Source organism: Streptacidiphilus jiangxiensis (assembly GCF_900109465.1).
Classification (GTDB): Bacteria; Actinomycetota; Actinomycetes; order Streptomycetales; family Streptomycetaceae; genus Streptacidiphilus; species Streptacidiphilus jiangxiensis.
Map to the genome: position 1 here is coordinate 35972 of NZ_FOAZ01000029.1, position 25430 is coordinate 61401.

General features: G+C 72.5%; 27 protein-coding genes. 9 read left to right on the plus strand and 18 right to left on the minus strand.

Going from position 1 to position 25430, the window contains the following annotated elements:
• The first annotated feature begins 220 nt into the window (after positions 1-220).
• The 7 genes from BMY61_RS37365 to BMY61_RS37395 all read left to right on the plus strand — a co-directional run bounded on the left by BMY61_RS37365 (position 221) and on the right by BMY61_RS37395 (position 8743).
• On the plus strand, positions 221-1204 hold the full coding sequence (locus BMY61_RS37365) for an ABC transporter permease (RefSeq protein WP_042453279.1): 984 nt from the start codon (positions 221-223) through the stop codon (positions 1202-1204).
• 57 nt (positions 1205-1261) lie between these two features.
• Entirely contained in the window at positions 1262-3031 is a 1770-nt protein-coding gene (locus BMY61_RS37370) for an ABC transporter substrate-binding protein (RefSeq protein WP_042453178.1), read from the plus strand.
• Between the two features lie 66 nt (positions 3032-3097).
• Positions 3098-4078 carry an ABC transporter permease gene (locus tag BMY61_RS37375; RefSeq protein ID WP_042453176.1) on the plus strand — a complete coding sequence of 327 codons (981 nt, stop codon included), beginning with the start codon at positions 3098-3100 and terminating at the stop codon, positions 4076-4078.
• Positions 4079-4104: 26 nt separating this feature from the next.
• Positions 4105-5112 (plus strand): ABC transporter ATP-binding protein, encoded by a 1008-nt coding sequence (locus BMY61_RS37380; RefSeq protein ID WP_042453174.1) that lies wholly within the window; start codon positions 4105-4107, stop codon positions 5110-5112.
• Positions 5109-6107 (plus strand): ABC transporter ATP-binding protein, encoded by a 999-nt coding sequence (locus tag BMY61_RS37385; RefSeq protein ID WP_042453170.1) that lies wholly within the window; start codon positions 5109-5111, stop codon positions 6105-6107. Before BMY61_RS37380 ends, BMY61_RS37385 begins: the two co-directional genes overlap by 4 nt.
• Positions 6108-6268: 161 nt before the next feature.
• Positions 6269-7546: an alpha/beta fold hydrolase gene (locus tag BMY61_RS37390; protein ID WP_042453168.1), complete on the plus strand. Its 1278-nt coding sequence runs from the start codon at positions 6269-6271 to the stop codon at positions 7544-7546.
• Between the two features lie 93 nt (positions 7547-7639).
• Positions 7640-8743, plus strand: a complete 1104-nt coding sequence (locus BMY61_RS37395) for a sugar ABC transporter substrate-binding protein (protein ID WP_042453165.1) — start codon at positions 7640-7642, stop codon at positions 8741-8743.
• 170 nt (positions 8744-8913) lie between these two features.
• On the opposite strand, the gene BMY61_RS37400 is transcribed toward BMY61_RS37395, so the two are convergent.
• From BMY61_RS37400 to BMY61_RS37445, 10 genes are all read right to left on the minus strand, one after another.
• Positions 8914-9099, minus strand: a complete 186-nt coding sequence (locus BMY61_RS37400; RefSeq protein WP_052439048.1) for a KOW motif-containing protein — start codon at positions 9097-9099, stop codon at positions 8914-8916.
• Entirely contained in the window at positions 9092-9526 is a 435-nt protein-coding gene (locus BMY61_RS48120) for a hypothetical protein (protein ID WP_052439047.1), read from the minus strand. The genes BMY61_RS37400 and BMY61_RS48120 overlap by 8 nt, the downstream gene beginning before the upstream one ends.
• Complete coding sequence (locus BMY61_RS37410) at positions 9523-10434, minus strand: ornithine cyclodeaminase family protein (protein ID WP_236656311.1); 912 nt, start codon at positions 10432-10434, stop codon at positions 9523-9525. Before BMY61_RS37410 ends, BMY61_RS48120 begins: the two co-directional genes overlap by 4 nt.
• Positions 10431-11462, minus strand: coding sequence for a proline racemase family protein (locus BMY61_RS37415; RefSeq protein WP_042453162.1), 1032 nt, complete (start codon positions 11460-11462; stop codon positions 10431-10433). The genes BMY61_RS37410 and BMY61_RS37415 overlap by 4 nt, the downstream gene beginning before the upstream one ends.
• An 11-nt stretch (positions 11463-11473) precedes the next feature.
• Positions 11474-12481 (minus strand): proline racemase family protein, encoded by a 1008-nt coding sequence (locus BMY61_RS37420; RefSeq protein WP_042453159.1) that lies wholly within the window; start codon positions 12479-12481, stop codon positions 11474-11476.
• A 143-nt stretch (positions 12482-12624) separates the two neighbouring features.
• Positions 12625-13542, minus strand: coding sequence for a dihydrodipicolinate synthase family protein (locus BMY61_RS37425; RefSeq protein ID WP_042453155.1), 918 nt, complete (start codon positions 13540-13542; stop codon positions 12625-12627).
• Positions 13539-14969 (minus strand): FAD/NAD(P)-dependent oxidoreductase, encoded by a 1431-nt coding sequence (locus BMY61_RS37430; RefSeq protein WP_042453152.1) that lies wholly within the window; start codon positions 14967-14969, stop codon positions 13539-13541. The genes BMY61_RS37425 and BMY61_RS37430 overlap by 4 nt, the downstream gene beginning before the upstream one ends.
• The gene (locus BMY61_RS37435; RefSeq protein ID WP_042453149.1) at positions 14953-15264 is read right to left on the minus strand and encodes a (2Fe-2S)-binding protein; all 312 of its coding nucleotides are present in this window, start codon (positions 15262-15264) and stop codon (positions 14953-14955) included. Before BMY61_RS37435 ends, BMY61_RS37430 begins: the two co-directional genes overlap by 17 nt.
• Positions 15261-16436 carry an NAD(P)/FAD-dependent oxidoreductase gene (locus BMY61_RS37440; RefSeq protein ID WP_042453146.1) on the minus strand — a complete coding sequence of 392 codons (1176 nt, stop codon included), beginning with the start codon at positions 16434-16436 and terminating at the stop codon, positions 15261-15263. The genes BMY61_RS37435 and BMY61_RS37440 overlap by 4 nt, the downstream gene beginning before the upstream one ends.
• Before the next feature lie 68 nt (positions 16437-16504).
• Positions 16505-17485 (minus strand): GlxA family transcriptional regulator, encoded by a 981-nt coding sequence (locus BMY61_RS37445; RefSeq protein ID WP_042453143.1) that lies wholly within the window; start codon positions 17483-17485, stop codon positions 16505-16507.
• Positions 17486-17537: 52 nt separating this feature from the next.
• On the opposite strand from BMY61_RS37445, the gene BMY61_RS37450 reads away from it, so the two are divergent.
• Positions 17538-17954 (plus strand): cupin domain-containing protein, encoded by a 417-nt coding sequence (locus BMY61_RS37450; protein ID WP_042453141.1) that lies wholly within the window; start codon positions 17538-17540, stop codon positions 17952-17954.
• On the opposite strand, the gene BMY61_RS37455 is transcribed toward BMY61_RS37450, so the two are convergent.
• On the minus strand, positions 17915-18586 hold the full coding sequence (locus tag BMY61_RS37455) for a helix-turn-helix transcriptional regulator (RefSeq protein ID WP_052439046.1): 672 nt from the start codon (positions 18584-18586) through the stop codon (positions 17915-17917). The two genes, BMY61_RS37450 and BMY61_RS37455, sit on opposite strands and share 40 nt — an antisense overlap.
• A gap of 61 nt (positions 18587-18647) precedes the next feature.
• Here BMY61_RS37455 and BMY61_RS37460 point away from each other — a divergent pair, with 61 nt between their 5' ends.
• Positions 18648-19127 (plus strand): hypothetical protein, encoded by a 480-nt coding sequence (locus tag BMY61_RS37460; RefSeq protein ID WP_042453137.1) that lies wholly within the window; start codon positions 18648-18650, stop codon positions 19125-19127.
• 28 nt (positions 19128-19155) lie between these two features.
• On the opposite strand, the gene BMY61_RS37465 is transcribed toward BMY61_RS37460, so the two are convergent.
• The 7 genes from BMY61_RS37465 to BMY61_RS37495 all read right to left on the minus strand — a co-directional run bounded on the left by BMY61_RS37465 (position 19156) and on the right by BMY61_RS37495 (position 25427).
• Positions 19156-19998 carry a hypothetical protein gene (locus BMY61_RS37465; protein ID WP_042453134.1) on the minus strand — a complete coding sequence of 281 codons (843 nt, stop codon included), beginning with the start codon at positions 19996-19998 and terminating at the stop codon, positions 19156-19158.
• A gap of 238 nt (positions 19999-20236) precedes the next feature.
• Complete coding sequence (nusB, locus tag BMY61_RS37470) at positions 20237-20677, minus strand: transcription antitermination factor NusB (RefSeq protein WP_042453131.1); 441 nt, start codon at positions 20675-20677, stop codon at positions 20237-20239.
• A gap of 2 nt (positions 20678-20679) precedes the next feature.
• Entirely contained in the window at positions 20680-21246 is a 567-nt protein-coding gene (gene efp, locus BMY61_RS37475; RefSeq protein WP_075004212.1) for an elongation factor P, read from the minus strand.
• A 92-nt stretch (positions 21247-21338) separates the two neighbouring features.
• Positions 21339-22433 (minus strand): M24 family metallopeptidase, encoded by a 1095-nt coding sequence (locus BMY61_RS37480; RefSeq protein WP_075004213.1) that lies wholly within the window; start codon positions 22431-22433, stop codon positions 21339-21341.
• Positions 22434-22496: 63 nt separating this feature from the next.
• Positions 22497-23699 carry an NAD(P)/FAD-dependent oxidoreductase gene (locus BMY61_RS37485; RefSeq protein ID WP_042453126.1) on the minus strand — a complete coding sequence of 401 codons (1203 nt, stop codon included), beginning with the start codon at positions 23697-23699 and terminating at the stop codon, positions 22497-22499.
• A 101-nt stretch (positions 23700-23800) separates the two neighbouring features.
• Positions 23801-24685, minus strand: a complete 885-nt coding sequence (locus BMY61_RS37490; protein WP_042453124.1) for an RNA polymerase sigma-70 factor — start codon at positions 24683-24685, stop codon at positions 23801-23803.
• Positions 24686-24716: 31 nt separating this feature from the next.
• Entirely contained in the window at positions 24717-25427 is a 711-nt protein-coding gene (locus BMY61_RS37495; protein ID WP_042453121.1) for an AAA family ATPase, read from the minus strand.
• Positions 25428-25430: the final 3 nt, after the last annotated feature.

Sequence of the window (25430 nt, forward strand, 5' to 3'; positions counted from 1 at the left end):
ACCTCTCAGAACTCTCACCTCGCGGTTGTGTGCAACATCATCCTGCACCATCACCCGGCACAGCCGAAGCCTCCTGCACGTGGATGATCACTGCAATGTCACACCTCATACATGACACTTGACGCCCGGTCGTTCTTGCCCGACAGTTTTGCCCACCGCGCAGAACAACGTGACATTGCACAGTTGCACCAGACCCGACCGAGCAGAGATGGCCGAGGCGATGACGACGACGGCAGCTCCACCGAAACCCGTGCAGGAGAAGGCTCCTGAGCACCGCTCACCCGCCCGCCTCGCCTGGCGCCGCTTCCGCCGGGACCGGACGGGGGTGTTCGCGGGGATCGTGGTCGCCCTCTTCTTCGTGGCCGGCCTCGGCGCACCACTCATCGCCAAGCTCTACGGCAAGGACCCGTACACCACCTACGGGCAGAACCAGTCCGGCCTGCTCGACGACTTCGGCTACCCGACCGGCCGCTTCGGCGGCATGAGCAGCCAGTTCTGGCTCGGCGTCGAGCCGGAGCTCGGGCGGGACGTGTTCACGCAGCTGCTCTACGGCATCCGCACCTCGCTGCTGATCGCCCTCGCGATCGTCCTGCTGATCACCATGGCCGGAACCCTCATCGGGCTGGTGGCCGGCTACTTCGGCGGCTGGGTCGACTACGCGCTCAGTCGGGTGATCGACGTGGTGCTCTGCTTCCCCTCCACGCTCTTCTTCGTCGCTTTCATCCCCATCGTCACCACCCGCTTCGTGGCGCCGAACCAGCAGACGCCGACGTGGCTGATCGCGACGCTGCTGATCCTGGTGCTCTCCGCCTTCGGCTGGCCCACCACCGCGCGGCTGCTGCGCGGGCAGACACTCTCGCTGCGTGACCGCGAGTTCGTGCAGGCCGCGCGCGTGATGGGCGTCCACCCGATGCGGGTGCTGCTGCGCGAACTGCTGCCGAACCTGTGGACGCCGATCCTCATCTCGGCCTCCCTGAACGTCCCGGCCTACGTCACCACCGAGGCCGCCCTGTCGTACCTGGGCGCCGGAATGATCGAGCCGACCCCCGACTGGGGCCGGATGATCCACCGCGGCGCCGAGGTCTACAACGCCGACTTCACCTACATGCTCTTCCCCGGCCTGGCCATGTTGATCTTCGTGCTGGCCTTCAACCTGCTCGGCGACTCCGTCCGCGACGCGCTGGACCCCAAGTCGAACCGCTGAGCCCCCCGGGCGCCTGAACCGCACCGCACCGTTCACCACCACCCAAGGGACGAAACCGTGCTCTCCAAGAGAACCGCCCGCGTGCTCGCGACCCTCCTCGTCGCCGGCTCGCTGACCGTCACCGCCGCCGGCTGCAGCAGCAACTCCGCCGGCAAGAGCGCCGGCTCCGGCTCCGGCTCCGGCCCGGGCTTCGGGCAGCAGCAGGAGGCGGTCGCCATCGGCACCGCCGCCCAGTCCAGCGGCGCGGACCCGGCCATCCCGGGCGCCAAGTCCGGCGGCACCGTCACCGAGCTGCAGCGCGCCGACTTCAGCCACCTCGACCCGGCCCGCGTCTACAGCTCCACCAACCAGATGGCCGACCTGCTGCTGACCCGCCAGCTCACCTCGTACCAGTGGGTCGACGGCAAGAACACGCTCGTCGGCGACCTGGCCACCGACACCGGACGTTCCAGCGACGGCGCCAAGACCTGGACCTACACGCTCAAGGACGGCCTGAAGTACGAGGACGGCTCGCCCATCACCGCGCAGGACGTCAAGTACGGCATCGAGCGCACCTTCCAGGCCGAGCTGAGCGGCGGTCCGCAGTACCTGCAGATGTGGCTGACCGGCAGCAGCGACTTCAGCAAGGTCTACCCGGGCCCGTGGGGCGGCCAGGACCTGCCCGCCATCGAGACGCCCGACGCGAAGACCATCGTCTTCCACCTGAAGTCCCCGCACGCCGACTTCCCCTTCGCGGCGGCGATGCAGTCCTACTCCCCCGTCCCGAAGGCCAAGGACACCCACGCCGCCTTCGACCAGCACCCCTTCTCCTCCGGCCCCTACAAGGTGCTGAGCCACGACGCCGGCAAGTCCCTGGAGCTGGTCCGCAACACCTACTGGGACCCCACCACCGACCCCACCCGCCACGCCTACCCGGACAAGTGGAACTTCGAGTTCGGCGGCCAGAACCTCGACATCGACCAGCGCCTGATCGCCGCCAAGGGCGAGGACGCCGACGCGATGGCCTTCCGCACCCAGGTCACCCCCGACCTGGCCGAGCAGGTGATGAGCGACCCGTCGCTCAAGTCCCGCACGGTCGACTCGGTGAACCCGTTCACCGAGTACTTCTCCATCAACAACAAGCGCGTCACCGACGTGAAGGAGCGTCAGGCACTGCTGATGGCCTTCCCCAAGGAGCAGGTCCGCAAGATCTTCGGCGGCCCGCTCTACGGCGACTTCTCCACCACGTTCCTGTCCCCGCAGGTCAACGGCTACCACAAGTTCGACCTGTTCGGCGCGCCCAACACCGGCGACCCGGCGGCCGCCAAGAAGCTGCTGGCCACCAGCGCCAACCCGCACCCGACGATCGTCTACGCCTACGCCAACACCGACCAGTGGCAGCAGGCCGCCGTCGTCATCTCCAACGCGCTGACGGCCGCCGGCTTCAACGTGGTCAAGCACCCCATCTCGGACCAGAACTACTACGACGAGATGGGCGCCGTGGACAACCCGTTCGACCTGTACTGGGCCGGCTGGGGCCCGGACTGGCCGAGCCCGACCTCGGTCATCGCCCCGATCTTCGACGGCCGCGGCATCGCCCCGGCGGGCGCCGACACCATGCTCTTCAACGACCCGCAGGTCAACTCCGAGATCGACCGGATCAGCGCCGAACCCGACCTGGACCAGCAGAACAAGGACTGGTCCAAGCTCGAGGAGAAGATCATGGCCGAGGTCCCGGCGATCCCGTGGGTCTACAGCCGCCTCGTGGTCATGTACGGGCCGGGCCTGGGCGGTGTCCACCTCGGCATGATCGGGACGGTCTACCCGCTGGACGTCTACGTCAAGTAGGCCCCGCACCTCCGCATCCCACCAGTCCGCCCAACGTCGTCCGACGTCCAGCCATGGAGCCGTGCCGTGCTGCGCTTCCTGACCCGCCGTCTGCTGGGCGCGGCACTGATCCTCCTGGTGATCAGCGCTGCGACCTTCCTGCTGTTCTTCGCCGTCACCCCCGACCCGGCCCTGCTCTCCTGCGGGAAGCAGTGCACGCCGGAGACGCTGGCGGCGATCCAGCACAACCTCGGGGTCGACAGCCCCGTGCCGGTGCAGTACTGGCACTTCCTGGTCGGCGTCTTCGCCGGCCGTGACTTCGGCGCCGGGCAGCACTGCCCGGCGCCCTGCCTCGGCTACTCCTTCGTCAACCAGCAGCCGGTACTGCAGACGCTGCTGGACCGGCTGCCCGCCACCCTCTCGGTGGCGTTCGGCGCCGGCGCGCTGGTGCTGACGATGGGCGTGGGCCTCGGCCTGATCGCGGCGCTGCGCCGCGGCAAGCCGCTCGACAAGGCCTCGATGGGCCTGGCCCTGATCGGGGCCTCCTTCCAGATCTACTTCTTCGGGATCATCGCCCGCTACGTGCTGGTGGACCAGCTCGGCTGGCTGCCACGCCCCGACTACACCCCGCTGACCAGCGACCCGCTGCAGTGGGCGGGCGGCATGATCCTCCCCTGGGTCACCCTGGCCGTGGTCAACGCGGCCACCTACGCCCGGTTCACCCGCTCCACGATGCTGGAGAACCTGAGCGAGGAGTACGTCCGGGCCGTGCGCGCCAAGGGCCTGAGCGCCAGGGCCGTCTACCTCAAGCACGCCTTCCGCGGCGCGATGACTCCGGTGCTCACCATGTTCGGCATCGACATGGGCATGTTCCTCGGCGGCGCGCTCATCACCGAGACCACCTTCAACATCCCGGGCATCGGCCGCCTCGCGGTGGACTCGGTGGCGGCTCAGGACCTGCCGATGATGATGGGCACGGTCCTGGTCGCCTCCACCGCGATGGTGTTCGCCAGCATCGCCGTCGATGCCTGCTACGCCCTCATCGACCCCCGGGTGCGCACGTCTTGAGCGGGACCAGTCCGAAAGGGACCAGCATGACCGACACCTTCCTGACCGTCACCGACCTCGGCGTCCGGTTCCGCACCGAGGACGGACCGGTGCAGGCCGTGGACGGACTCTCCTTCGAACTGGAGCGCGGCCGCACCCTCGCCATCGTCGGCGAGTCGGGCTCCGGCAAGTCCGTCACCAGCCTCGCCGTCCTGGGCCTGCACGACCCGGCCCGCACCACGCTGACCGGCAGCATCAAGCTGGACGGTCAGGAGCTGGTCGGCGCCGACGAGGGCACCCTGCGCGGTCTGCGCGGCAGCCGGATGGCGATGGTCTTCCAGGACGCGCTCACCGCGCTCTCGCCCTACTACACCGTCGGCGAGCAGATCGCCGAGAGCTTCCGCCGGCACACCGGCGCGAACCGGCGCGCGGCCAAGGACCGCGCCGTCGAACTCCTCGGCCGCGTCGGGATCCCCTCCCCGGCCCGGCGCGCCGAGGACTACCCGCACCAGTTCTCCGGCGGCATGCGCCAACGTGCGATGATCGCCTGCGCGCTGGTCTGCGACCCGGAGCTGCTGATCGCGGACGAGCCGACCACCGCGTTGGACGTCACCGTCCAGGCGCAGATCCTCGACCTGCTCGGCGACCTGCAGCGGGAGTTCGGCACCGCGATCATCCTGATCACCCACGACCTGGGCGTCGTCGCCGGGAACGCGAACGACGCCCTGGTGATGTACGCCGGACGCTGCGTCGAACAGGGCAGCGTGGAGCAGGTGCTGACGGAACCCCAGCATCCTTACACCGCAGGCCTGCTGTCCTCGGTTCCCCGCCTGCACGGCGACGTGGACGTGCCGCTGACACCCGTGCGCGGCAACCCGCCCGCGCTGCTGGGCGGCCTGCCGCCCGGCTGCGCGTTCCGCCCCCGCTGCGACCACGCGCAGGACCGATGCAGCGAGGACCGCCCGCAACTCGTAGGCGTCGGTGGCAGGTTGGCCGCCTGCCACTTCCCGCTCCTCGCCTCCGACCCGACCGATCAGTTGGAGACCTCCCGATGACCACGACGACGACCGACACGCCGCCGCTGCTGGAGGCCGTCGGCCTGACCAAGGACTTCCCCGTCCGCGGCGCCGGCCGCAGGCGCGCGCTGCTGCGCGCGGTGGACGGAGTGGACCTGACCGTGCGCGCGGGCGAGAGCCTCGGCGTCGTGGGCGAGTCCGGTTGCGGGAAGTCCACGATGGGCCGGCTGCTGACCCGACTGCTGGAGCCGAGCGAGGGCCGGCTGACCTTCGCCGGCCAGGACATCACCCACGCCTCCCGCCGCCGCCTGGCGCCGATCCGCTCGCGGATCCAGATGGTCTTCCAGGACCCCTACGCCTCGCTGAACCCCCGGCAGACCGTGGGCGCCATCATCTCCACCCCGCTCGAGGTCCACGGCATCACCCCACCGAGCGGCCGGGCCGCCCGGGTCCAGGAGCTGCTGGAGACCGTCGGCCTCAACCCCGAGCATGCGAACCGCTTCCCGCACGAGTTCTCCGGTGGCCAGCGCCAGCGCATCGGCATCGCGCGGGCGCTGGCCCTCGAGCCGGACGTCATCGTCGCCGACGAGCCCGTCTCCGCGCTGGACGTCTCCATCCAGGCCCAGGTGGTCAACCTGATGCAGCGGCTCCAGCGGGAGCGGGGCATCGCGTTCGTCTTCATCGCGCACGACCTGGCGGTCGTCCGGCACTTCTCGCAGCGGGTCATGGTCATGTACCTGGGCGCGGTGGTGGAGTCCGGCACGCGCGAGCAGCTGTACGACTCCCCGCGCCACCCGTACACGCGCGCGCTGCTGTCGGCGGTCCCCGAGCCGGATCCCCGCAGGGCGGCCGACGCGGCGGCGGCGCGCGTACCCCTTACGGGCGACGTCCCGAGCCCGCTGGATCCGCCCTCGGGCTGTCGCTTCCGCACGCGGTGCCCCAAGGCTGCCGCGATCTGCGCGCAGGAGCGGCCGACCCTCGTCGACGCGGGCGACGGCCACCTCACGGCGTGCCACTTTCCCGAAGAGGGATAGGTGCAACACCCCAGGGGCGCGGGGAACTGCGCGACAAGCCACTGAGATGCGGACGGCCCTGCTCGTTCGGGGCTCTACCTGCGTGGGTGGCTTGTCGCGCAGTTCCCCGCGCCCCTAAATAGTGCAACGAGCCCTCTATCAGAACGGAACCGGCACCACCGATGAACTACCGCCTCCCCGGTCTCGTCGTCACCGACCACACCCTCGCCGTGCCCCTCGACCACGCGGACCCCGGGCGGGGGACCATCGAGGTGTTCGCGCGGGAGGTCGTCGATCCCGCACGCGTGGACCAGGACCTGCCGTGGCTGCTGTACCTGCAGGGCGGCCCCGGCGGGAAGGCGCCGCGGCCGACCGCCGGGAACCCGAGCTGGCTGCGCCGCGCCCTGCGGACGCACCGCGTGCTGCTGATGGACCAGCGCGGCACCGGGCGCAGCACGCCCGTGACCGGGCGGACCGCGGCGCGCTTCCCCTCCGCGGAGGCCTTCGCCGACCACCTCGCCTGCTTCCGCGCGGACGCGATCGTCGCCGACGCCGAGGCGCTGCGGCACGCGGTCGCGGGGGGCCGGCCCTGGGAGACGCTCGGGCAGAGCTACGGCGGGTTCCTGACGCTGACGTACCTGTCACAGGCCCCGGAGGGGCTCACCGGCTGCTACGTGACCGGCGGCCTGCCGGGTCTGGACGCCACCGCAGAGGACGTCTACCGCGCGACCGCGCCCCGCGTGGCGGCCAAGAACGCTGCGTTCGCCGCGCGCTACCCCGGCGACCAGGACGTTCTGCGACGCCTCGCGCAGCGCCTGGCCAAGGAGCCCGCGCGGCTGCCGGACGGCGACCTGCTGACGGTGCGGCGGCTGCGCTTCCTCGGCCTGGAGCTGGGCATGGGCGCCGGCTTCGAGCGCCTGCACTGGCTGCTGGACGAGGCGCTGGACGCCGACGGCGCGCCGACGGACGTGTTCCTGAGCGAGGTGGCCCAGCTGACCGGCTTCGTCGCCAACCCCCTGTTCGGGGTGCTGCACGAGTCGATCTACGGGCAGCCAGGGTCGGGGCCGACGGCCTGGGCCGCGCAGCGCGTCCTGGACTCGCTGCCGCAGTTCGCCGAGGACGCGGACCCGCTGCTGCTGACCGGCGAGATGATCCTGCCCTGGATGTTCGAGGACGTCACCGCCCTGCGCCCGTTCGCCGAGGCGGCGCAGCTGCTCGCGGACCGCGCGGACTGGCCCGCCCTGTACGACCGGGACCGTCTGGCGGCCAACCGGGTACCGGTCGCGGCGGCGGTCTACTTCGACGACATGTACGTCGACGCCCAGCTCTCCCTGCGCACGGCCGCCGAGGTCGGCTCGGTCCGGACGTGGGTCACCAACGAGTGGGAGCACGACGGCGTCCGCGTCGACGGCGAGCGCGTGCTCGGCAGGCTGATGGACATGGTGGCGGGTCAGATCTGACGACCTTTCGAGCGTGAACGAAGATGTCCGTGTGGTAACGGGTTTGTCTTCACTTCTTGACGAGACGGAGGCGCGCCGGTTGACTCCGTCAGCATGAAACGCACCCCGGCCGCCCTATCGGCGCTGACCGTCGTCCTCGGTCTCGGCCTCGCCGCATGCGGAAGCGCCGGGGGCGCGGGTGGCGGCAGTGCGTCGGCCGTCGCAGGCGCAGGCGCAGGCCCGCAGATCATCGGCCTGCTCCTGCCGGAGGACACCGCCACGCGCTACGAGCAGTTCGACCGCCCGCTGTTCGAGGCCAAGGTCAAGGCCCTGGCCCCGAACGTCACGGTCCGCTACGCCAACGCCGGCGGCAGCGCGCAGATCCAGGCCCAGCAGCTGCGGACGATGGTCAACGCCGGCGCGTCGGTCCTGGTCGTCGACGCCCAGGACTCCGCGCAGATCAAGTCCTCCATCGAGGAGGCGAAGGCGAGGGGCGTCAAGGTCGTCGCCTACGACCGCCTGGCGCAGGGCCCGGTCGACGCCTACGTCTCCTTCGACAACGAGAAGGTCGGCGAACTCCAGGGCCAGGGCCTGCTCGACGCCATGGGCGACAAGGCCACGCCGGACGCGAAGGTCGTGGAGATCGACGGCGACGCGGCCGACCCCAACTCCGTCTCCTTCGAACGGGGCTTCCTCGCGGCGGTGCAGGGCAAGGTCAACATCGCCTACGACGCCTCCGGCCTCTGGAAGCCCGACGTCGCCGCCCAGAAGATGACCGCCGCGATCAACCAGCTCGGCGCGAGGAACATCGCCGGCGTCTACTCCGCGAACGACGGCATGGCCGCGGGCATCGTCAACGCCCTGCGCACCGCCGGCCTCACCGGCACCCCGATCGGCGGCCAGGACGCGCAACTGGACGCCGTCCAGCGGATCGTGGCGGGCACACAGTCCTACACCGTCTACAAGGCGTACAAGCCGGAGGCCGAGGCCGCGGCGGAACTCGCCGTCGACCTCCTCCAGGGCCACGACATCGGCTCGCTGGCGGCGGCGATGACGATCAGCGCATCCGGCGACGCGGTCCACGCGGACCTGCTGACGCCGGTGCTGCTGACGAAGGCCAACATCCGCCAGACGGTCGTCGCGGACGGGCTCTACACGGTCGGCCAGATCTGTACGCTTCCGTACGCGAGCGCGTGCCGGGCCGCCGGCTTGCAGTGACCCCAGGGGCGCGAGGCGCGGGGTTCCCGGAGGCGGGCATGGAGGCTCAGGGTCGAAGGCCGCTCGCGAAGCCGGTGTCACAGTTCGAATCCTGCATGGGGCACCTGCGCAAACGCCCCGGACCGATCATGGTCCGGGGCGTTTGACGGTAGTGAGTGACGCCAACGGACTCAGCCGACCCGTTCGACGTCGGACAGCGGCAGTTCGACGGTGGTCGTGTCGCCAAAGATGGGCACCAGCACGCAAGCCCGCCCACGCTCCTGGTCGACAGAGTGAACAGGGCCCGTGTCGCCCACAAACGGGCCGCCGATCACCCGGACCACATCCCCGGCTTTCAGGTCGCGTGGCTCAGCCATGCTTCTCCGCCGGCGGGTGCTCGAACCAGGCGCCGATGTTGTTCCACATGAAGCCGTCGCTCCAGCCCGGCTTTGCGGCGGCCCAGCCGAGCAGCGCCCCGAGGACCTTCTCCTGCGAGACCGTCTGCCGGACCTGGACGTACCAGTCACCGTCAGGCTGCTCCTCGTCCACCCGTTCAAGGATCAGGTGCGGGTTGTTGCACTGGAGGTTCGCCAGCATCGTCCCGATGGCGGGCTTCGACGGTCGCTTCACCTTATGGCCGCGCCCGGTGGTCGCAATCAGCATGAGCAGATGATGCTGGACCGGTCTGACACCGCCGCCCTCGCAGCCCGGCGCGTCGACATGCAGCGTGGCGCAGCCGTGCCGGACGTCGTGCAGCCGGACTCGCCCAAACCGGTCCGAGGCCCGGCGATCGCCGTCCGTCACCCTCCGTCGTAAACGGCTCCCGCTACCACCAGGTCCTGCCAGGCCATGCCGACGCTCTTGAACAGCGCCGGGCGGTCGTCCGTCATCGGGAGGCCCGCGCGGACCAGTTCGGCGAGGTCTGCGGCGAGGTCGCCCGCGTGCAGGCCGGCGAGCTCGCCGGCTTCCCGTAGTGCCGTGGGCCGGTGTTCGACCGCCACCGCCGCGCGGGCGACCAGCGTGGCGTCGACCTCGCGCGCCGTGGGTTCGTGCGCGCCCACCGCGATGACGAGCGCGCCGTCGCGGACGGCCGCGCCGTCGAACAGCGGGGCGCGAGCGGTCGTGCAGCAGCAGACCACGTCCGCCTCGGTGACGAGCTTCGCGTCGCCCACCTCGCAGACCAGACCCGACCGCTCCGCGAGGGCGATCAACTCGGCCGCGCGGCCCGGCGAGCGCGTCACGACGGTGACCCGCCGCAGGGACGGCAGGACGGCGGCCAGCGCGCGCAGGTGCGCGCGCGCCTGCGGGCCCGCGCCGAAGAGGACCAGGTGGTGGGGGTCCGCAGGAGCGAGGCGGCCGGCCGCGAGCGCGGAGACCGCGGCGGTGCGCAGCTCCGTCAGCGCGGGGGCGTCCATCAGGGCCAGCGGCATCAGCGTCCGTGCGTCGAGGAGCAGCACGCCGCCGGTGATGGTCGGCAGGCCCTGCGCGGGGTTCTCCGGGGCCACACCCGCGATCTTGACGACCGCGTAGCGGTCGTCGTGCGCGGGCATCAGCAGCAGTTCCCCGCCCGGGACGGGGACGCGGGCGCGCGGTGCGGACGCGCCGGGGTCGAGGCCGCCGCGCAGGGCGGCCTCCAGGGCCGAGACCGCCGCCGCCGGGGTGAGCCGGGCGGCGACGGCGTCGGCGTCGAGCACCTGGAATCCGGGGATCACCGCAGCACGAACCCCGTGCCGAGCGCGTCCCGCGGGTCCAGCTCGAAGCGGTGGGAGCCGGTGCGGTGCGCGGTGCCGGTGATCTCGGTGACGAAGCCCGCACCGACGGTCTCCGCCACCCGCGCGGTGAAGACGCTGTCAATGACCGACCGGTGGTGCAGCCGCTCCCCCACCGGCAGCCGGCCGCGTTCGGTCAGCACCGCGAGCAGCGCCGAGGTGCCCGACCCGCAGGGCGAGCGGTCGACCTGGCCGTCGGCGAAGACGGTGACACTGCGCAGGGCGAGCGCGAAGCCGTCCGGTGCCGGCTCCTGCTGGTGCAGCAGCACCCCGTAGACGCCGGACAGGCGCGGGTCACGCGGCTCGCGCGTGGCCGGGTGGCCGGCCAGCGCGGCGCGGATCTGGCGTCCGGCGCGGATCAGGTCGGGCAGCGCCTCGGGCGTCGGGGCGAGGCCGAGTCGCTCCGCCGGCAGGACCGCGTAACAGGCACCGGCGTGCGCCAGGTCGAGGGTGACGACACCGAAGTCCGCCGTCTTCACCTCGACGCCCAGTCCGCTCGCCCGCGCGGGCACGTTGCGGAACGTCACCGACTCCGTCCGCCCTCCGCGGCGCCGCACGCGGGCCGCGACGCGCCCGGACGGGACGTCGATGCGGACGGTCGTCTCCCCGTCCTCGGGCGCGGCCACCAGGCCGCTGTCGACGACCCACGCGCCCAGCGCGATGGTGCCGTGGCCGCAGGCGGTGGAGTAGCCGTCCTTGTGCCAGAACAGCACGCCCAGGTGCGCGCCGTCGTCGTCCGGCGGCACGACGAAGCCGCCGTACATGTCCGCGTGGCCACGCGGCTCGTGGCAGAGCAGTCGGCGGACCGTCTCCATGGCGGTGTCGCGCGGCGTCCCGTCCGCCTGCACGGCGATCGCCCGCCGCTCGGCGACGGTGTCGCCGGGGATCGGGACCGTGCCGGACGGCACGATCCGGAACGGCTCCCCGGCGGTGTGGTAGTCGACGCAGTCGACACTCTCGACCGTGATCACAGCGGGCTCCCTCACAGCAGGAACCCCTTGGGGAACGGGTCGGTCGGGTCGAGGAAGTACTGCGCGGTCCCGGTGATCCAGGCCCGCCCGGTCACCGTCGGCACGACGGCAGGGCGTCCGGCCACGGAGGTCTCCTCGACCAGCCGTCCGACGAACCGGGTCCCGATGTAGGACTCGTTGACGAAGTCCGCGCCGAGCGCGAGCTCGCCGCGCGCGTGCAGCTGGGCCATCCGCGCGGACGTGCCGGTGCCGCAGGGCGAGCGGTCGAACCAGCCCGGGTGGATGGCCATGGCGTGCCGCGAGTGCGCGGCGGTCGAGCCGGGCGCGGCGAAGTACACGTGGTGCACGCCGTGCATACGGTCGTCCGCGGGGTGCACGGGCTCGTCCGCGGCGTTGATCGCGGCCATGGTGGCCAGCCCGGCCTTGAGGATCTGCTCCTTGGTGGCCCGCTCGCGGTCGAACGGCAGACGGTAGTCGTCGAGGTCGACGATGGCGTAGAAGTTGCCGCCGAAGGCGAGGTCGTACCGGATCTCCCCGTAGCCCGGCACGTGGACCTTGGCGTCCAGCCGCTCGCAGAAGGCCGGCACGTTGGTGAGCGTCACCGCGGTGGCCGAGCCGTCCTCGACGGCGACGTCGACGCTGACCAGCCCGGCCGGCGTGTCCAGCCGAACGGTGGTGACCGGCTCCACGACCGGCACCATCCCGGTCTCGACCAGCACGGTGGCGACACCGATGGTGCCGTGCCCGCACATGGGCAGGAGCCCGGACACCTCGATGAACAGCACCCCGTAGTCGGCGTCGGGCCGCGTCGGGGGCTGCAGGATCGCCCCGCTCATCGCGGCGTGGCCGCGGGGTTCGTACATCAGCAGCGTGCGCAGGTCGTCCAGGTGCTCCATGAAGTACACCCGGCGCTCGGCCATGGTGGCACCGGGAATGACGCCGACCCCTCCGGTGATCACCCGGGTGGGCATGCCTTCGGTGTGGGAGTCGACGGCGTGGTAGATGTGACGGGTCTTCATCAGCTTTGCCCCCTGAGAGTCAGTTGTTCCTCCAGGGGCGCGGGGAACTGCGCGACAAGCCACCCTGCGTGGTGGGTCCCCGAACGCGCAGGGCCATCCGCACGCCGGTGGTTTCTCGCGCAGTTCCCCGCGCCCCTCCATGGTTACCGCAGGCCTTCAGCCAGCGCCTTCTCCGTGGCCAGCGTCACGGCGCGCAGTGTGTCGCCGGTCAGCGCCGTGCGCGGGGCGCGGCAGGCGCCGCCCTTGCGGCCGGCGAGGTCCATGGAGAGCTTGATGGCCTGGACGAACTCGGTCTTGGAGTCCCAGCGCAGCAGCGCGTGCAGCTGCTTGTAGCGGGGCAGTGCCGCGGCGACGTCGCCGGCCACCGCGGAGCGGTACAGCTCCGCGCAGGCGCGCGGGAGGGCGTTGGGGTAGCCGGCGATCCAGCCGACCGCGCCGGCGAGGGCCAGCTCCAGCAGGACGTCGTCCGCGCCGATCAGCAGGTCCAGGCCGGGGGCCAGCTCGGCGATCTCGTAGGCGCGGCGCACGTCGCCGCTGAACTCCTTGACGGCGACGATGTGCCCGGCCGCGTGCAGCTCGGCCAGGAGCGGCGGGAGCAGGTCGACGCGGGTGTCGTAGGGGTTGTTGTAGGCGACGACGGGCAGGCCCGCCTTCGCGACCTCCGCGTAGTGCGCCAGCACCGCGTCGCGGTCGGCGCGGAACGCGTTCGGGGGGAGCTGCAGCACGGAGCCGCAGCCGGCCTCCGCGGCCTGCTCGGCCCAGCGGCGCGCGTCGGCGGAGCCGTACGCCGCGGTGCCGGCCATGACGCGGCTGCCGTCGCCCGCGGCCTCGACGGCCACCTTGACGACCTGGGCGCGCTCGGCCTCGGTGAGGGTCTGGTACTCGCCGAGGGAGCCGTTGGGGACGACACCGTCGCAGCCGTTCTCGATGAGCCACGCGACGTGCTGGGCGTAGGCGTCGTAGTCGACCGAGCCGTCCTCGTGGAACGGCAGTGCGGTGGCGACCATGATGCCGTGCCAGGGAGCCTGGCGGTCAGGGGTGGTGACGTCGGCGGCGGTCATCGGGGAGCTCCTTGTGAGGATGGTGCGGTGGACTCGGCCAGCAGGCCGAGGGGAACAGGGGTGGACAGGGGGCGGGTGGGCGCGCCGTCGTCGGTGGCTCCGCAGAGCCGGGCCACGGCGGGCCCGCACATGCGGGCCTGGCACCAGCCCATGCCCGCGCGGGTGAGGAGTTTGACGGTGCGCTGGTCGCCGGCGCCGAGTTCGGTGACGGCGTCCCTGATCTGGCGTGCCGTCACCTCCTCGCAGCGGCAGATCTCGGTGGTGTCGTCGACCCAGTCGGGCCAGCCCGGACCGGGGGCGTGTCGCTCGGCCATCAGGTCGGCGAAGGCACGCAGGCGGGTGCGCTGCCGCAGCAGCGCGGTCGGCGCGTCGGTCTCGCCCGCGGCGGCGCGTCCGGCCAGCTCCCCTTCGACGATGGCGAGTTGGACGCCGCCGACGCCCGTGCTCTCGCCCGCGGCCCACAGACCGGGGACGGTGGTGCGCTGCGCGGCGTCGACGACGAGGGCGGCGCTGCCGTCGGGCAGCCTGCGGGTCTTGCAGCCGAGTTCGAGCGGCAGCTCCAGCTGCGGCACCAGTCCGTGTCCGACGGCGACGGCGTCGCAGGCGACGCGCCGCTCGGTGCCGGGCAGGGGGCGCCAGTCTGCGTCGAGCCGGGCGAGGGTGACGGCCTCGACGCGCTCGGTGCCGTGGGCGGCAACGACGGCGGTGCGCGGGCGCAGCCGGACACCGTGCCGCAGCAGGACGGTGCCGTGCTGGGCGCCCTCGACGAGCTTGCCGGGGTTGGCGGCGAGGACGTGGGCGCCACGGGCGTAGCCGAGGTAGCCGGCGGCCTCCGCCACCAGCGGGACCGTCGCTCCCGCCTTGACCAGCGAGGACGCGACCGCGAGCAGCAGCGGGCCGCTCCCGGCGACCACGACGCGTCGGCCCGGCAGGACGAGCCCGGCCTTCAGCATGGCCTGGGCGCCGCCCGCGGCGACGACCCCGGGGAGGGTCCAGCCGGGGAACGGCAGCTGCCGTTCGTGGGCGCCGGTGGCGAACAGGATCCGACGTGCGGTCAGCGAGCGGGCCTGTCGCTGGTCCGGCCCGGTCAGGGCCCGGACGCTCCAGGCGCCCGACTCCCCCGCCACCGACCAGACATGGTGGTCCTGCAGCCGGGTGAGCCGTGCGGCCGACGCGTCGACGCGGGCGAGGAGCCCTTGGAACTCGGCCCAGTGGTGGTGCAGCGCCTCCGGCCGGGCGGCGTGCAGTTCGGCGGCGGGCTGCCGGTAGAACTGGCCGCCGGGCTGCGGCGCGGCGTCCAGGAGCGCGACGCGCAGGCCGCGTTCGGCCGCGGCTGCCGCGCCCGCAAGGCCGGCGGGCCCGGCGCCGATCACGGCGAGGTCGTAGTCGGATTCGTGACCCGGATCGGCCTCAGGCGAGTTCGTCATGGCCGTCCCCTCTCTGCGTGCGGACCTCGGCGCCCGGCGTCACCGGCGCCAGGCAGGCGCGGACGTTGGGGACGCCGTCGAGCTCGACCAGGCAGTCGTAGCAGGCGCCCATCCCGCAGAACGCGCCGCGTGGTCGGTCCCCGACGCGGGTGCGGCGCCAGGCCAGGCGGTCCGCCTGCCACAGGGCGGCGGCCACGGTCTGTCCGGGCAGGGCGGGGACGGGCTCGCCGTCGAAGCTGAACTCGAAGCCGGGCTCGGGCCGGGCCCGGACCAGGTCGAGCGGATTGCGCCTCACGGCTGCTCCTGAAGGAAACGTGCGGGGTCGAAGGGGGTGGGGTCGAGGAACGGTTTCCCGCCGTCGACGAGTTGGGAGACGAGCAGCCCGGTGGCGGGCGCGAGGCCGATGCCCGCGCCCTCGTGGCCGCAGGCCTGGAACAGCCAGGGCTGCCGCGGGTCGGGGCCGATCGCGGGCAGGTGGTCGGGCAGGTAGGGACGGAATCCACGGTAGGCGCGCATCACCCGCACGTCGCGGAGCGCGGGGAAGAGCTCGGCCGCCTGCGCGGCGAGCCGTGCCAGTACCGGCACCGAGAGGCTCCGGTCGAAGCCGACCCGCTCGCGGCTGGCGCCGATCAGCACCGGTCCGGCGGCCGTTCCCTCCACGACGCCGGAGCTCTGCAGGTCGGCCGAGCCGCTGGCCACGTCGGCGACGTAGTCGGCCGCGTAGACCTTGTGCCGCACCAGCGGCGGCAGCGGCTCGGTGACCAGCACGAAGCCGCGGCGCGGCAGGATCGGCAGGTGCGCCCCCGCGAGGGCGGCGATCTCGCCGCCCCAGGTTCCGGCGGCGTTGACCACCGCGTGGCAGTGCAGCGTTCCGAGCGCGTCCGTCTCCACGCGACCCTTGGACAGGGCGGTCACGGTGGCTCTGGTGAACAGCTCGACACGGCCGGTGTCCCGCGCCCGTCGCAGCAGGGTCGCTGCCGCGAGGGCGGGCTGCACCTGGGCGTCCTGCGGGTAGAGGACACCCCCGGCCAGTGCTGGAGCGAGGTGGGGCTCCAGCTCCCCGAGCGCATCGGCGGGGACGTCCACGGCGTCGACGCCGGCCTCCCGCTGACGCGCGGCCAGCCCCTGGAGGGCACTCAGGGACTGGACATCCTTGGCGACGACGAGCCCGCCCTTGGGCTCGTACTCCAGCGCGTCCGCGCCGAGGGTCTCCGCGAGCTCCCGCCACAGCCGCTGGCTCTCCGTCGCGAGCTCCAGCTCGGGCCCGGGCAGCTTGTCGGAGACCAGCAGGTTCCCCTCCCCGGCACCGGTCGTCCCCCCGACGACCGGGCCCCGATCGACCACGGCCACCTGGAGCCCCCGCTCCGCGAGGGCGTACGCACAGGCCGCACCGATCATTCCGGCGCCGATGACGACTACGTCGTAGTGAGGGGTTCTGGGCACGTTCAGTACTATGTCACACGGCATTGGCGCTCCGCTACCTCCCGCGGACGAGCCTCTTCCGACCCGGCTGGAGGGGTGATCGGCGGTTCGTCTCAGCTGCTGAACCTGCGCCGGTACTCGCTCGGCGACAGGCCCGTGTGCCGGCGCATCAGAGTGCGCAGGTGCGCGGCCGTGCCGATGCCGCAACGGTGGGCGACGAGCTCGAGGCTGGGTTCGCCGCGTTCGATCAGGCGGCAGGCGAGGGCGACGCGTTCGGAGGTGAGCCAAGCGAGGGGTGTCGTGCCCAGCTGGGTACGGAAGCGGCGGTGGAGCGTGGCCGCGCTCACGGTGGCCACCGCGGCGAGGTCGTCGACCGTCAGGGCTTGGTCCAGCCTGGCCTGGGCCCAGGCCAGGACTCGGGCGAGGGAGTCCTCGGCAACGCGCGGGACCGGGCGCTCGATGAACTGGCGCTGGCCGCCCTCACGGTGTGCGGCGAAGACCAGGCGGCGGCTGACCGCGTTGACCACCTCCGCGCCGTGGTCGCGGCGGACGAGGTAGAGGCCGAGGTCGAGTGCCGCCGCACTGCCCGCGGAGGTGAGGATGTCGCCGTCGTCGACGAAGAGGACGTCCTCCTCCAGACGCACCGCCGGGAACCGGGCGCGGAAGGCCTCCGCCCAGCGCCAGTGCGCGGTGGCCCGGCGGCCGTCGAGGACGCCCGCCTCCGCGAGCGTGAAGGCGCCGCTGCAGAAGCCGACCAGCCGTGCGCCGCGCCCGTGCGCGCGGCGCACCGCGTCGAGGAGGGCGGGACGGCGCGGGACCTCGATGTCGGGGCGATTGGGCACGATCAGCGTGTCCGCCTCCTCCGCCGCGTCCAGGTCCGCCACCCCCGTCAGGGTGTAGAAGCCGTCGCGCATCAGCGTGCGCGGCTCGGGCGAGCAGAGCCGGAAGTCGTAGAGCTCGCGGCCCAGCTCGGGCCGGGGCAGGCCGAAGACCTCGATGGCGCAGCCGAGTTCGAAGGGGTTGGAGTTCTCGTCCACGATGACCACGACCCGGTGCGGGCGGGCGACCGGGGGCTGCGAGGATTCATGCGACATATGCGATTCCTAGCACTCCCGCCCTCCCCGCCCAAGGGCGAGGATCGACGTCATGAGCAGCCAGCCGATCGCCCTCGCCGACGCCCTCGCCTCCTTCGAGGCGCTGTGGAGCCCGCGCATCGTCACCACGGTCAACGACTACGACGTGCGCGTCGCCAAGGTCGCGGGCGAGCACCTGTGGCACGTCCACGACGACACCGACGAGTTCTTCCTCGTACTGGACGGGGAGCTGTTCATCTCCCTGCGCGAGCCGGCCGGCGAGCGGACGGTGCGACTGCCCAAGGGGAGCGTCTTCACCGTCCCGCGCGGTACCGAACACAAGCCGTCGGCCCCTGACCACGCGTCGATCCTGTTGCTCGAACCCACGGGCACCTCGACCGTCGGCGACCGCCACGAGGAGGTCCCCGACCACGTCGACGCGACCACGGGTCACCGGCTCGCCGAGGGCCGAGGCCGCCCTTCCCAGTAGCGCCGCAGCCGGAAGCCCTCGACGTGACGGAAGGGCACCTCGGCGCGGGTGGCCTCGGCCAGCCCGCTCACCTCGAACGTCCGCACGGCCGTGCCGTCGTGGGCGACGAGGTACCAGCGGCCCGCCTCCAGCACGATGCCCTGCGGCGAGACGACCTCGTCACCGATCCGGAGCGTGTGCTGCTCCTTCACCGCCTCGGTGAGCAGCGGTAGCCGCGCCGAGCCCTCGGCCTCGGGCTGCCAGGACCAGGTGTCGAGCAGGAACCGGGAGCCGATGCGCGCCGCGTGCTCCCCCAGGGCGCCCGGCAGGGCGGCGGCGAGCTTCAGGCGGGCGGTGAGAGCGGCGGAGCCGAAGCCGAGCTCGGCGGCCGGGCCGAGCTCGGGGACCATGAACAGCGACTCGGCCTCGCAGGAGGTCAGCCCGGTGAGCCGGGTGCGGTAGCCGTCGACCAGTCGGTAGCCGCCGTCCTTGCCGCCCTCCCCGTAGATCGGGACGCCCGACGCCGACAGCGCCTCCGCGTCGCGGTAGACGGTGCGGACCGACACCTCCAGCTCCCGGGCCAGCTCCCGGGCGGTGAGCCTGCCCCGGCTCTGCAGCAGCAGGACGATCGACATCAGTCGGCTGGCACGCATTTCCCTCCCCCTCAGGACCGGCTGACACAGGGTGTCAGCCGGTCCGCCCTACGGTCCAGGCATGCCCTTCAAGGAGAAGCACCTGCGGGTGCACCCGTCCCTGACCCTCGCCGGCTGGCAGCTCAAGCCCTACCACGTGCTCCGCGAGGCCGACCGTCCGCTCCCGCCCGAGGTGGTGGCGGCCGCCCACCGGACCGCCGAGTCGATGCTGCCCGAGCCGGACCACGAACTGCCGCCCGCCGGATGGCTGGTGCTGCACGAGGGCGGCAACGGCGCGATGTACCTGTGCGTCTGCACCTGGGTCTGGGGCAACGTGGTCGAGGTGCGGACGGCCGCCGCCGCGGAGCCGTTCGTCGGCTGCCCGGACGACGATCCGACGCACTTCGTGGTCAACCGGGCGCCCTACGCGGGGTGCGTGTGGGAGCTGCCCGCACTGGCTCACGAGCGCACCGCCTGGGTGCGCCGAATGCTCGCCCCGGACGCCCCGGACCTGGCCGGATACCTCAGGGACACGCTGGCCGAGGGACCGACCGGCGGGTGACCGCCCCGACGGGCCCGAGGACGGACCCTCACACCCGCCGGAAGCTCTCCCCGTCGAAGGTCCACTCCCAGCCGACCTCGCCCCGGACGGCGCAGACGCCGCCGAGCGAGAGCATGCCGGGCCGGTTCAGCGCGTGCCCCACGCACAGGACCTCGCACAGCAGGTCGAGGTCCTCGTCGTCGACGCGCATCACCCCGCCCGGCTCCAGCCGCAGGTCCGCCCAGGCGACCAGCGGCAGATCGGCGTCGAACAGGCTGCAGACCACCGTGAACGTGCCCTCGCCCGCGCCGAGCAGGAAGCCGCGCAGGGCCTCCGCGCCACGGGCGTAGGCGATCCGGAGCAGCGGCTCGGGGAACTCGCCGGACACCGCGGCCTCCGCGGTCTCCGCGAGCATCCGGTCGAGCTGACGGCGGACCAGGCCGCGCTCGTGGGCGCGGTCGACCCGCAGCAGGAACTCCGCCAGCGGCTCCCCCTCCCAGCGGACCCACTCCTCCTCGGCGGTGGGGTCGGCGGTGTAGGCGAAGTGGCTGTCGCCGTCGGCCCGGGAGATGCCCTCCCGCTCGCAGAAGTCGTCGAAGTCGGCGGGCGAGAAGGCCCGCCCGCGCACCTCGACGCCGTCCCGCCCGAGCCCGTCCAGCAGCGCCTCGACATCGCGCAGGTAGTCGCCGTAGCCGCGGTAGGTCGTGCTGCCGTCCGCCTGCAGGCGCTCGAAGTCCGCGCGGTTGGTGACGACGCCCACCATGGTGGGCCGGCGTCGCTCGGCCGCCCGGGCGGCGCAGCGGCGGTCGCGCGGAGTGACCACGCGCACGGTCGACTGGCAGACCGCCGGGCGGGCGCTGCGCGGGCGAGCGTGCTTGGCGTGCTTGGCCATGGGAGCCTCCGGGCTGTGCGGTGGAACGGGGTGCGAGAGTGGTTCGCTGCTTCTCGTCCTCCCCCGCCTCCACCACCCCATGCGCACCCTGTGTCACAGACTCGTCACCATCCGTCACCTCGAATGGCGCAACGACCACGCAACGTGAGTGCACCGCAGACGACAGAGGCGCCCTGCCACTCCCTCACGGGAGCCACAGGGCGCCTCTGTCACGCCGGTCACTGCGTCACCGGTCCGCTCAGTCGCGGGCGGCCCGCAGCGAGGGCTTCAGCTCCTTCAGGCGGGCCAGCAGCCCGTTGACGAAGGAGGGGGACTCGTCCGTCGAGAAGTCCTTGGCCATCTCGACGAACTCGTCCAGAACCACCGGGTCCGGGACCGAGTCCTCCCAGATCAGCTCGTAGGCGCCGAGCCGGATCACGTTGCGGTCCACGATCGGCATCCGGTCGAGCGTCCAGCCCACCGCGTAGGTGGAGATCAGGTCGTCGATCCGGGCGGCGTGGCGGCCGTAGCCCTCCACCAGGTCCCTGGTGTACTCCGGGACCTGCGGCACGCCCTCTTCCCCGGTGCGGGCGCGCGCCACCCACTCGGCGAGGACCAGCGTCGGCGAGACGCCCCGGTGGTCGGCCTCGAAGATGATCTGGAAGGCCTTGGTCCGGGCCTTGTTACGCGCGGTTGCCACGGTTAGGAGTTCACCCGGCCGAGGTAGTCGCCGGTGCGGGTGTCGACCTTGATCTTCTCGCCCTGGTTGATGAAGAGCGGCACGCCGACCTCGGCGCCCGTCTCCAGACGCGCGGGCTTGGTGCCACCGGTGGAGCGGTCGCCCTGCAGGCCCGGCTCGGTGTACTCGACGATGAGCTCGACGGCGGCCGGGAGCTCGATGTAGAGCGGGGCGCCCTCGTAGACCGCGACGAGCGCGTCGAGGCCCTCCAGCAGGAACTTGGAGGCGTCGCCGACGACCTCCGGGGAGACGTGCGTCTGCTCGTAGGTGTCCATGTCCATGAACACGAACTGCTCGCCGTCCTTGTACGAGAACTGCATCGTGCGCTTGTCGACGCTGGCCGTCTCGACCTTCACGCCGGCGTTGAAGGTCTTGTCGACGACCTTGCCGGACAGCACGTGCTTGAGCTTGGTGCGCACGAAGGCCGGGCCCTTGCCGGGCTTCACGTGCTGGAACTCGACAACGAACAACAGCTGGTCGTCGTCGAGCTTGAGCACCATGCCGTTCTTGAGGTCGTTGGTGGAAGCCACAGTCGCCCTAACTTCTGGATTTCGCTTGTCAGCCTGTTGTCAAAGAACCACGTCGCGTGTCCCGCGGCCCCGGTCCCTGAAAGGACCCGGAATCACAGGGCGAGGAGCTCCTTGGTCGTGATGGTGAGCAGCTCGGGCCCTCCGTCCTCGGAAGGACGGACGACGAGCGTGTCCTCGATCCGGACCCCGCCGCGACCCGGGAGGGCTACTCCCAGTCCGACAGTGACCGGCACACGGTTCTCAAGCTTACCGAACTCCCCAGGCCAAGGTTCCAAGGCCCCGGGGCGTGGCTCCTCCTCCACGTCGAGGCCGACGCCGTGCCCCACGCCCTCGTCCAGCTCGGGCGGGTAGCCGCGCGCCTCCAGCACGCGCCTCGCCGCGCGGGCGCAGTCGTCCAGGGAGGAGCCGACCGCCAACGCCTCCCGCGCGGCGCGCTGCGCGGCGAAGACCACGGCATGCAGGTCGACCTGCCACTCCGCGGGCGCCAGGCCGACCACGAAGGTGCGGGTGGCCGAGGCCCGGTAGCCGCGGTAGCAGGCACCGAGCGAGACGGTCAGGAAGTCGCCCTCCTCGACCCGCCGGTCCCCCGGCAGGTGCCGGGCCCGGCCGGAGTGGTCCCCCGCGCCGACCCGCACCGGAAAGGCCGGACCGTCCGCGCCGTGGTCGACCATCCGCCGCTCCAGCTCCATCGCCAAATGTCGCTCGCTGCGGCCGACCAGGATCGACTCCAGCAGCTCGCCCAGCGCCTGGTCCGCGATCTCCGCGGCGATCCGCAGGCTGGCGAGCTCCTGCTCGTCCTTGACCACCCGGAGCTGCTCCACGGAGTGGTGCAGGTCCCGCAGCCGGCCGCCGGCAGCCTCCGCGACGGCCCGGTGCCGGGCGACGGTCAGGTCGTGCTCCTCCACGCCCAACAGTGCCTCCGCGGGCGCGGCGGCCGCGATCGCGACGGCGGGGTCCTGCCCCACCGGCACCACCAGCTCCTCCAGCGCGTCGTCACGCTCCCGGTCCCGCGAGGGATGCGCGACCGCGAGCACCGCGCGATCGCGCTCCAACAGCAGCGCGGCCGCCCCGGGCACCCCGGTCAACCACCGCACGTTCGCCGGTGCGCTCACCAAAGCGGCGTCGACACCGGCTCCACTGCAACGCGCCCGCAGACGCTCACGCCGCTCGGCGAACACCTCACCCATGCTCCGAGGCTAGGCGCGGCGCATCGATACCGCGCGCCGGGAGACGGCCGGAGCCGCGCTCTGCTACCGGCCGTTGCGACGACCGCCGCGGGCCCACATCATCCGGGTCGGGACGTCGAAGCGGACCGACATCCGGTAGGTCTTCGCCGGGCTGCCGCTGACGAACTCCTTGTAGGCGACGGCCCGCGCGCCGGTCAGGCAGAACGCCCGCGGCGTGTCGTCCCCACGGGTGAACTGGATGACGCCGTCGTGGCGGCCCAGGCTCACCGGCTGGTGGATGTGGCCGAAGCGGAAGGGCTTCGGCGCGCCGCCGCGCAGGACGCGGGCGATCTGGTCGGCGACGTGCATGCCGGTGGGGATGCCGCTCTGGCAGGTGCCGTGCAGGACGCCGTAGGACTGGCGCACGGCCGCCGCGTCACCGACGGCCCAGACGGCGGGGTGCGAGGTGGAGCGCAGGCTCGGCTCGGTGAGCACGCGCCCGTGCTCGTCGGTGGCGATGCCGGCCTCGGCCGCAAGCCGGGAGACCCGGACCCCGGCGGTCCACAGGCTCGCGTCGCTGTGCACGAGCTCGCCGTCGGCGAGCTCGATTCCGTCCGGCAGCACCTTGGTGACCTCGACGCCGGAGCGGACCTCGACGCCGAGCCGGACGAGAGCGGCGTCCAGGTAGGCCCTGGCCTTCGGGCCCATCATCGAGCCGGGCCGCTCCCGGCCGAGCAGGACGACGCGCAGGGCGGGGTGGCTCTCGGCGATCTCGGCCGCCGCCTCGACGCCGGTCAGCCCGCTGCCGCTGACGGTCACCGTGCCGCCGCCCGCGGCGTCCAACTCGGCGAGCCTGGCGGCCAGTCGCTCGGCGGCGTCCTGGCCGTCGAGGGTGAACGCGTGCTCCTCGATCCCGGGGACGACGTCGGTGTCGGTGGCGCTGCCGAGGGCGTGGACGAGCGTGTCATAGGCGAGGGTGCGCACACCCTCGGGGGCGGTGAGCGTCAGCTCCTGCCGTTCGGCGTCGATCGCGGTGGCCCAGCCCTGGACGAACTCGACGCCGGAGCCGGCGACGAGCTCCGGGATGCGGAGGTCGGCCGGCTGTTGCCCGGCCGCCGTCTGGTGCATCCGCAGCCGCTCGGCGAAGCGGCTGGTCGGGTTCACCAGCACGACCTCGGCGCCGAGCCGGCGGGTCCTGCGGGCGACGCGGACCGCTGCCGCCATACCGGCGTAGCCGGCACCGAGGACGACGATGCGGTGCGGGGCGGTGGTGGTCGAGTGCGACATGGCTGGCTCCCTCGGGCGATCTCATCCGTTCTTCGCCACACGGACGAGACGGGCACCGGGAACGTGACAACCCTCTGATGTGACCCGCGTCACATCAGAGGTCAGCCGGTCACCCCGCTCAGCTTCTCCGGATTACTGACCAGGTGGAGCGCCTCGATCCGGCCGTCGACCAGGTGCACGGTGATCGCCGCGACGGGGGTGTCGCCGGAGAACACCACGACGCCGGGACCACCGTTGACCTGCAGCACCTCGGCGTGGGGATCCTCCGGCATCCGTCCGGCGAAGGTCGCGAGTGCCCGCGCCACCAGCTCCAGCCCGTGGATGGCCTTGCGCGGCGCAGGGGCGAGGCCGCCACCGTCGCTGACCAGCACCACATCCGGTGCCAGCACCTCCATGAGGGCCGTGAGGTCGCCCCCGACGCTGGCGGCAAGGAACCGCTCGGTGGCCCGCTGCCTGGTCGCCTGGTCGGTGTCGTAGCGATGCCGCCGCGCCTCGACGGACTTCCGGGCCCGGCTGCTGATCTGCCGCACGGTCGCCTCCTCGCGCCCGACGAACCCCGCGATCTCGGCGTGGCTGTAGCCGAACGCCTCGCGCAGCACGAACACGGCCCGCTCCACCGGCGACAGCGCCTCCAGGACGAGCAGCATCGCCGTCGACACCGAGTCGGCCAACGCCACGTCGTCGGCGATGTCACGGCTGGTCAGCATCGGCTCGGGCAGCCACGGGCCGACGTAGGACTCCCGCCGCACCTGCGCACTGCGCAACCGGTCGATCGCGAGCCGGGTCGCGGTCCGGACGAGGTACCCCTCCGGGTCGTCGACGGTCGCCGCGTCGACGCGGCTCCAGCGCAACCAGGCGTCCTGCACGACGTCCTCGGCATCGGCGACACTGCCGAGCACACGGTAGGCGACGCCCTGCAGCAGACGGCGGTGTTCAGCGAAGGCACGCTCCGCCTCGGACTGATCCCTGACCGCTCCGACACCCATCGGTATCCCCTCCCCCGAGTCGACGCCGATGCTAGCGCCGCACGGTGGCGAGGACCTGGTCCAGGGCCGAAGCCGTCGCGGCGACGTCCATCCGGGAGTTGTCGATGATGGGCAGGCCGGAGCCGTACCAGCCGGACATGCGGCCGTGGATGGCGGCGACCTGTTCGTCCGGGAGGCGGCGGTGGCCGGTGCGTCGGGCGTTGCGGGCGAGGACGACGTCGAGGCCCGGGAGCAGGACGACGGGGAAGAGCTGGGGGCCGACATGGCGCTTCCAGCCGCCGAGGCCGACGGCCGGGAAGTCGGGGAAGACCGCGTCGTCGATGATGCAGGAGATCCCGTTGACGAGGTAGTTCCGCGCGGCGAAGCCGCAGGTGCGGCGGGCGAGACGGTACTGACCCTCGGACTGGTCGTTCCAGCCCGCCTGGGGGCTGGCGAAGCCCGCGCGGACCCACTCGCGGACGTCGTCGAGGCTGATGTGGGCCGTCGGGGTGGGCCGCCGGTCGGCCCAGTGTCGGGCGACGGAGGTCTTGCCCGCGCCGGCCGGGCCGATCAGGAGGATCGCCAGCGGTCCGCCGGGGTGGAGGACGGGAGCGGGCGGGGTCTGCGGCGGCGGTGCGGGAAGCACGAACTGGCCCGTCGCGGCCGACTCCGGCAGGGCCCGCAGGGAGAGCGTCGATCGCGGCGGACCCGCCGCGGGAGACGGCAAGCTGCCGCCGTAGTAGTCGCTCTGGCTCTCTGACATCCG